Origin of the sequence: Streptomyces filipinensis (genome assembly GCF_014649495.1) — a bacterium.
Taxonomy (GTDB): domain Bacteria; phylum Actinomycetota; class Actinomycetes; order Streptomycetales; family Streptomycetaceae; genus Streptomyces; species Streptomyces filipinensis.
The window spans coordinates 1-1014 of sequence record NZ_BMTD01000077.1 but is presented as its reverse complement, the minus strand read 5'-3'; the positions used below and the strand labels follow the sequence as shown (position 1 = coordinate 1014).

1 protein-coding gene is annotated in these 1014 nt (G+C 66.9%); it reads left to right on the top strand.

Annotated features, from left to right (window positions below; all coding sequences use genetic code 11):
• The coding region (gene ilvC, locus IE244_RS41535) for a ketol-acid reductoisomerase (protein ID WP_229854922.1) at positions 1–998 on the top strand (998 nt) is incomplete at its 5' end.
• Between the last annotated feature and the right edge of the window lie 16 nt (positions 999–1014).

The window sequence follows — 1014 nt, the reverse complement described above, 5'->3', positions numbered from 1 at the left end:
TGGCCGAGCTGTTCTACGACGCTGACGCCGACCTGTCCATCATCCAGGGCCGCAAGGTCGCGGTCATCGGCTACGGCAGCCAGGGCCACGCCCACGCGCTGTCGCTGCGTGACTCCGGTGTCGACGTGCGTGTCGGTCTGCACGAGGGCTCGAAGTCCAAGGCGAAGGCCGAGGAGCAGGGCCTGCGCGTGGTGACGCCGGCGGAGGCCGCCGCCGAGGCCGACGTCATCATGATCCTGGTGCCGGACCCGATCCAGGCCCAGGTCTACGAGGAGTCCATCGCGCCGCACCTGAAGGACGGCGACGCGCTGTTCTTCGGTCACGGCTTCAACATCCGCTTCGGTTTCATCAAGCCCCCGGCCGGTGTGGACGTCTGCATGGTCGCCCCGAAGGGCCCGGGTCACCTGGTGCGCCGTCAGTACGAGGAGGGCCGCGGTGTGCCGTGCATCGCCGCGGTGGAGCAGGACGCCTCCGGCGACGCGTTCGCGCTGGCCCTGTCGTACGCGAAGGGGATCGGCGGTACCCGTGCCGGCGTCATCAAGACGACGTTCACCGAGGAGACCGAGACGGACCTGTTCGGTGAGCAGGCCGTTCTGTGCGGTGGTACGGCGGCGCTGGTCAAGGCGGGTTTCGAGACGCTGACCGAGGCGGGCTACCAGCCGGAGATCGCGTACTTCGAGTGCCTGCACGAGCTGAAGCTGATCGTGGACCTCATGTACGAGGGCGGTCTGGAGAAGATGCGCTGGTCGATCTCCGAGACGGCCGAGTGGGGTGACTACGTGACCGGTCCGCGGATCATCACGGACGCCACCAAGGCCGAGATGAAGAAGGTCCTCGCCGAGATCCAGGACGGCACCTTCGCCCGGAACTGGATGGACGAGTACCACGGCGGTCTGAAGAAGTACAACGAGTACAAGCAGCAGGACTCCGAGCACCTGCTGGAGACCACCGGCAAGCAGCTGCGCAAGCTGATGAGCTGGGTGAACGAGGAGGCGTAAGCCTCACGGCAGGGGG